Source organism: Endothiovibrio diazotrophicus (genome assembly GCF_054657215.1).
On sequence record NZ_BAAHXB010000381.1, the window covers coordinates 1 to 250 of the forward strand.

General features: G+C 68.8%; 1 pseudogene. It reads right to left on the minus strand.

The window, feature by feature from the left end:
* Positions 1–250 (minus strand): annotated as a pseudogene (locus ACYQ2W_RS26900) (TolC family protein); the annotation flags it as partial.

Consider the following 250-nt stretch of genomic DNA (forward strand, 5'->3'; position numbering starts at 1 on the left):
CGCGGTCGTCGGCGTCGTCGCAGACGTGACCGTCGTCGGGGTAGTCGCCGAGGTCACCGTGGTAGGCGTTGTCGCAGACGTAACGGTCGTCGGAGTGGTCGCCGAGGTCACCGTAGTGGGCGTCGTCGCGGACGTGACGGTGGTCGGGGTAGTTGCCGAGGTCACCGTGGTGGGCGTTGTCGCAGACGTAACGGTCGTCGGAGTGGTCGCCGAAGTCGCCGTGGTGGGCGTGGTCGCGGACGTCACGGTC